This is a genomic window from Giesbergeria sp. (assembly GCF_028686475.1).
GTDB lineage: Bacteria > Pseudomonadota > Gammaproteobacteria > Burkholderiales > Burkholderiaceae_C > Simplicispira.
Genome location: NZ_JAQUCA010000045.1, coordinates 1 through 6,536, shown reverse-complemented (window position 1 = coordinate 6,536; position 6,536 = coordinate 1). Strand labels below are relative to the sequence as shown.

Below are 6,536 nucleotides of genomic sequence, written 5' to 3'. Positions count from 1 at the left end.
CAGAAGGGGGGTGCCAAGGACATGGTGAAGCGGTGCGACAACTGTGGCCGCACCGACCACCTGAAGGCCAGCCAGCGCTGCCCCAAGTATGAGGTGTTTCTGGAGGAGCAGCTGGCCATCCGGAAGGGGCAGGCGCAGAAGTAGGGGGCTGCCGCCTTGGGCGCACGCGAGAGCCCTTGGTGTGTAGGGTCACAGTGGGATGAACCTTCGTTTGAGAGTCGGGGGTTGATCATTGTTGACTCAGAATGGAATGCAGTGCAGGAACGATCCGGCCGCAAGTTCACGTGGGATGCTTGTGGCAACGCTCCTGTAAGATGTGACTCTGTGTTCCACTCGCCCTCTGGGTTTCTGGGTGCTGAGACAGCTGTGGGCCAGCATGTGTGGCTTTTGCCTCCAGTGGCAGACATTGCTAGTCACTTGCAGCACTACAGAAATCTGAAGGCAAAATCCCCTCACACTACTTCTGCATGCATCATGCTTCCCAGATGGCATGGGCAGAAATGGCACAGATGGTTGAAAGGCATGAGACTTGTGGCACAGTTTTCTCGGGGGGATGCTGTGTTCAAGAGCCCGCATGGGCGGGGCTTTGCACGTCCAAAGTGGGATTGGGACGTGTGGTGTGATGACTGTGTGCCACACTTGCGGTTCAATGCAGCTCAGCGCAGCACATTAACCATGAGCTTTCAAGCAACAGTCAAAGGCGAGTTGGTGCATGCGCTGCTGGACTCAGGGTGCAGCGCACCTCTGGTGACAGCTGCCGCTGCCAGGCGGGCAGGCGCTAAAGTCACCGCAACCATGCATAGCGTTGTATCCTTGGGTGATGGGCAGGCTGAGGCCTCGGTGTTGGGTGAGTGTGTGCTCCCCGTCAAGCTTCAGGGGTACAGAGCCAAGGTGCGGTGCTTCGTGCTTGAGAGTCTGGTGGAAGGCTATGAGCTGGTGTTGGGTGACTCTTGGTTCAACGCCAATGGAGTGGTGTTGGACTATGCCCGCAAGTGTGCCACTGTGCGCATGGGGACCAGAAGGGTCACATTGAAGCCCACCCCGCTCCATGCATCAACAGCAGAGACCTCCGCGGGCAGTGCAGGACGGCACCAAGTGTTGTCTGCTATGCAAATGAAGAAGGCTGTGGCTAAGGCAGGCCGGAGAGAGGAGCTGGTGTTCATGGTGTCTGTCCGTGTCGCGGATGATGTGGCACATGCACAACAACACCATGCATGGCATGCAGTGGATGTTGCTCCTGCCTTAGGTGCTAATGAAGGGCCCTCTGGGTCAGGGGTGTTGTCTGACCAGTGGGTGTCCAACCTGATAGAGCGCTATAAGGACGTGTTTCCTGATGAGCTGCCTATTGGCTTGCCGCCTGACCGTGGCATTGGGCACACCATTCCTGTAGACCCGGGTTCGAAACCGCCTTCACGGCCTTTGTATAGGCTGAGCCCGTTGGAGTTGGAGGAAGTGAAGAGGCAGGTCAAGGAGTTGCTGGCCAAGGGGCTGATTGAGCCGAGTAAATCGCCATATGCAGCACCGATCCTTTTTGTGCAGAAAAAGGACGGGTCATTGCGCATGTGCATAGATTATCGTGCTCTTAATAAGATCACTGTCCGCAACCAGTACCCCCTGCCTAGGATTGATGACCTGTTGGACAGCCTGAGTGGTGTGTCTGTGGTATCATCCTTGGATTTGCAATCTGGCTACCACCAAATTCGCATATCAGATGAGGATGTGCCTAAGACGGCATTCAAAACACCCTTGGGGTTGTACCAATTCAAGGTGCTGAGCTTTGGGCTTACGAATGCACCTAGTACATTCCAGGCAGTGATGGCCTCAATCTTTGGTGATTTGATTGGGAAGTCCGTCTTAATCTACCTGGATGACATTTTGGTCATCAGTCGCAGTCCAGAGGAGCACAAAGCACACCTTGAGGAGGTGTTGCGGCGGCTCAGGGAGCACAAGTTGTACGCCAAATTGTCCAAGTGTGTGTTTGGCAAGGAGGAGTTGGATTTTCTGGGTCACGTGGTGGGCCGCGATGGAATCAAGGTTGATCCACGCAAGGTGGCTGCTGTGTGCGCCCTCAAACCTGAGGATGTCACATCTGTGACTCAACTCCGCTCTTTTCTGGGCATGGCCAACTATTACAGGCGGTTCATGCGAGACTATGCGTCTCACACAGCCAAACTCACTGCGCTCACTGGCTCGAAGTCTGAGTGGGCAGGGCAATGGTCAGGTGAACTGTTGGAAGAGTTTAGGTGGATCCAGGGTGCGTTGACCAAAGCGCCCACTTTGGCCCCTTTTGACCCAACCAAGCTGTGCAAGCTGGTGGTCACCTCTGATGCGTCAGTTGTGGGGTTGGGTGCGGTGCTGGAGCAGGATGGGCGGCCTGTGGCTTTTGAGAGCCGCAAGTTGACACCTGCGGAACGCAACTACACGACCACTGAACAAGAGTTGTTGGGTGTGGTGCATGCGCTTAAAGTGTGGCGGTGCTACCTGGAAAGTGGTGTCAAGTTCCTGGTGAGGACGGACCACAACCCCAACACCTACTTCCAAACCAAACCAAGCTTGTCTCGCAGGGAGGCTCGTTGGTCTGAGTATCTGCAACAGTTTCACTTTGACTGGCAGTACAAACCAGGGAAGGAGAATGTGGTGGCCGACCACCTGAGCAGGATGCCCATGGGCGCCATGCTGATCTCCTTGCCCAGGCTGACTCTTGCGGCAGCGACCACTCGTCGCCAAGCACGTGAGCAGGCAGCACAGGATGTGGTGCAGGTTGCGAGGGAGCAGCCGCACCCAGGCACAGACGAGGTACTCCATGAGTATAGGCAGGCCGAGGTCATGCCTTTGGTTGACGTCCAACCACCTCGTATGCCAAAAAGCAAGGGAGTGCGGGTGCCGGATGCTATTGCATTGCCAACACAGCACGCAGACCAAGTAGACCAGGTGCGCCTGCAACGGCGGGGGTCCATCATTGGAAAGATCAAGGCTGCTTACGCCCATGATCCGTTGTACTCGGATGTGACGTGGACCACGGCATCGCGCCTGCTGAGAAAGGCCGACAGTTTGTGGTGGTACGGCACTCGGGTGGCAGTTCCGGATGTGCGCGCGGTTAAGGAGATGATCTTATCCGAGATGCATGATTCCCCTGTTGCTGGGCATGTGGGCGAACGGAAAACCCTTGCAACGGTCAAATCTCAGTTCTGGTGGCCCAGAATGGATGCAGACATCAAGGAGTATGTGAGTACATGCGCCTCATGCCAGAGGAACAAGGGTAACAGGCATGCCAAGGGCTTGTTGCAACCTCTGAGCATACCCAACAGAGCTTGGGAAAGCATGGGCATGGATCTCATTACCCAGCTGCCACGTACTGAGAGAGGTCATGACGCCATTGTGGTTTTCATCGACCGCTTGACCAAAATGGTGCATTTGGTGCCAACGGTGACGGCAGTGGGTGCAGAGGAATTTGCACGGCTGTTTGTTCGCAATGTTTGGCGACTCCACGGGGTGCCAAAGGAGATTGTGAGCGACCGTGACCCGCGGTTCACCAGTGCATTCTGGAAAGAGGTGTGCAGGTTGTTGGGGACAAAGCAGAGCATGAGCACTGCGTTCCACCCTCAGTCAAATGGACAGACTGAGCGGACGAACAGCACACTTGAGGCCATGTTGCGGCATTATGTGTCGCGCGAGCAGGGTGATTGGGATGAGTTTTTGGACTGTGCTGAGTTTGCTATCAACAACTCATGGCAGGAGAGCGTCCAGAACACCCCTTTCCGGCTCAACTATGGCCAGGACCCCTTAACACCTTTGACGGCACAACTGGGAGACAAGGTGCCAGCGGCAGATGTCTTGGTTGGCAAGCTGCACGAGTTGGTGGCTGTGGCTAAAGACTGCATGTCGCGTGCCCAGCAACGGCAGAAGGCGTATGCTGATGAGTCTAGGGTGGAGGAAGTATTTGAACCTGGCGCTGAGCTGGTCATGCTTCACACCAAGAACCTCAAACTGCAAGGCGCTAAGAAGCTGTTGCCCAGGTGGTTGGGTCCGTTTGCGGTGAAGGAGAGGATTGGAGAGGTGTCATACAGGTTAGACTTGCCCAAGTCGATGGGGAAGATCCACCCTGTGTTTCATGTCTCTTTGTTGAAGCGGTTCAAGGCAGGAGAGCGCGGGAAAGAGTCGCACCCGCCTATGCCTTTGCTTGAGGATGCAGAAGGTCCTGTGTTTGAGGTGGACAGGATTCTCAGTCACAGGGACATGGAGGTGTCCACAGGCAAGAACCGAAAGAGGAAGTTGGTGAGGCAGTACCTCATTCGCTGGAAGGGCTATGATGCCTCTAGTGATACCTGGGAGCCCGAGTCCAACCTGGTGTCAGGTGTGGCTGAGCTGCTGCAGGATTACTGGGCGAGCGTGTCTGCTTCAACAACTTCATGATAAGGAGGGATGGCCTATACTTGTACCCTGCGCGTCGAGGGCGTCGCGATTTAAGGGGGGGAGAAATGTAGCGGGCTACATGTCATCATGGTATCTCGTCACCATAGTCACCCACCCCATGACCATGGGTTGTGCGATGGCTCGTGCCTAGATATCATTATGTATGGGAGTATCGTTATTCATATTCTTACAAGTATACGGAATCCGGGAATGGACCACTCAAAGAGTGAGCAAGTGTGCTCGCGACCGGAGGAGTGGACACTATTGTGCGAGGCGGGGCACATTAGACAAGTGTTAAGGAACTAGTGGGATTTCACCCCGCTATATTTGGTATCGTAAGCTTTGTTCGATTTTTGGGCTTGTTAGGTTCGCCCACCACATGTCAACTATTATGAATAGGGATTTGTCCCATGGTACCGTGCGCGGTGACCATGAGGAAATGGACATTGAGGAAGAGGGTGTTGTGGCCGTGGGTGGTCATGCCCCTCATGCCGAAAATGACTGGATTCTTACTGAAGACCCCGCGGGGTTTATTCATATTGCGTTGCGCGGGGGAGATGTTATCTCCACGCACTTTGAAAAATCCATGTCCAGTGGGAAGATGCGCATCGTGGGCAAATATGTGTTCCGTGGCATGGACCCTGCCAGAACGGACCCATGGAATCTTTCTATTGGAAGTGGGGACACCGCAATTTTTCTTCAGGAAAAAATGCAGTTGGCCGACATGGTCCTGCACCATGTCGACCAGGTGTACGCCTCCACGGGGAAGGCTGACACGAAGGCGATGAGGGAGTTGGAGAAAATGCGTTTGACGCATGCTCGCGAGCTGGCCCAGCTCAACGTCCGCTTGCAGGCAAGTGGGGACAATGTGGGCGTGGCTGTCGGTGATGCACCAACCATTGTGCGTGATCGTGGGGGTGACACTAACGTGCCTGCTGGTCGCATGGGCAAGGTGGTGCATGGCGAGCACATGCATGGGCATGACAATGTTCAGCACATGCGTGCGCGTGAGCATACAACACACTCATCTCAGAGTAGGAAGCGCAGAAACAGTGTCACATCATCTGATGATGAGGGTGTGACCTTTGTGCGTGGCAAGGCCAAGGTCGGTGACCCACCATTTTTCAATGGAACATTGGGTGCGCGTGGTATGGCCAGGAAATGCGAGCAGTGGATGATAGCCATGGAAGAGTACCTAGACTTGTGTGGTACTAGGGGGGAGGCGCGTGCAATGGTGGCAGCGTCATGGCTCAAGGGGGATGCGGAAACCATCTACAGGGCCGAGCAGAAAATTGCAAAGGCAGCTCGCATTCCCATTACCTTTGCGTTCATGTGCCTGGTGCTGAGACGTGCATTTGTCCCTCGTGCACAGGCGGCCAGGGAGTACATGGACACCCTGCGTGAGTGGTTCGGCAACACGGCCGACCTGGATGCTGGGTTCAAGGTGGAGGACGTGCTGGGCCGCTATCAGCAGATGGTGCACCAGCTGGAGGGCAGGCTGGAAGCCGCGGGCGCGTCCATGGAGGGGTGCTTCCGCTCCTTTGCCCTGCTGGCCATGTGCCCAGTGGTAGTGCGCGAGGCGCTGTGGCTGGACGCGGCGCAACGCCCCGTGTCTGATGTGCAGACGCTGATGGAGCGCATGCGCGAGGAGGCGCCACACCTTGAGACCACAGCACAGCAGGCAGCCTCTGTGGCGAAGCGCGCTGAGGGGCGCATGGCTGCGCGCCCTAGCTCTGCTGGCTCAGGGGGTTCGCAGGACCGCCCATTCAAGCGTCCCTTCCCCTCTACCTTCAAGGCCAAGGGCCACAACGGGGCTGGCACCTCTGCAGGCCACAGCCAGCCGGGTCAGGGCACAGGGGGCGGCAAGGGCCACCAGGGTGGGGGCAACGGCAACTATGGTGCCAGTGGCGGTGCGGGCCGCAAGGGGGGAGATGAGGGCAAGCCCGCTTTTGGGGGCATGCATGCACCTGGCCCCTCTGCCCCTGCACGCCAGAAGGGGGGTGCCAAGGACATGGCGAGGCGGTGCGACAACTGTGGCAGCACCGACCACCTGAAGGCCAGCCAGCGCTGCCCCGAGTATGAGAAGTTTCTGAAGGAGCAGCTGGCCGCCGTCCAGAAGAGGC

General features: G+C 56.5%; 1 protein-coding gene and 1 pseudogene. Both read left to right on the top strand.

Features of this window, described 5'->3' with window-relative positions:
* The first annotated feature begins 675 nt into the window (after positions 1–675).
* Positions 676–4,413 carry a reverse transcriptase domain-containing protein gene (locus tag PHX60_RS15550; protein WP_300079611.1) on the top strand — a complete coding sequence of 1,246 codons (3,738 nt, stop codon included), beginning with the start codon at positions 676–678 and terminating at the stop codon, positions 4,411–4,413.
* 403 nt (positions 4,414–4,816) lie between these two features.
* Positions 4,817–6,536: pseudogene (locus PHX60_RS15545) on the top strand (hypothetical protein); the annotation flags it as partial.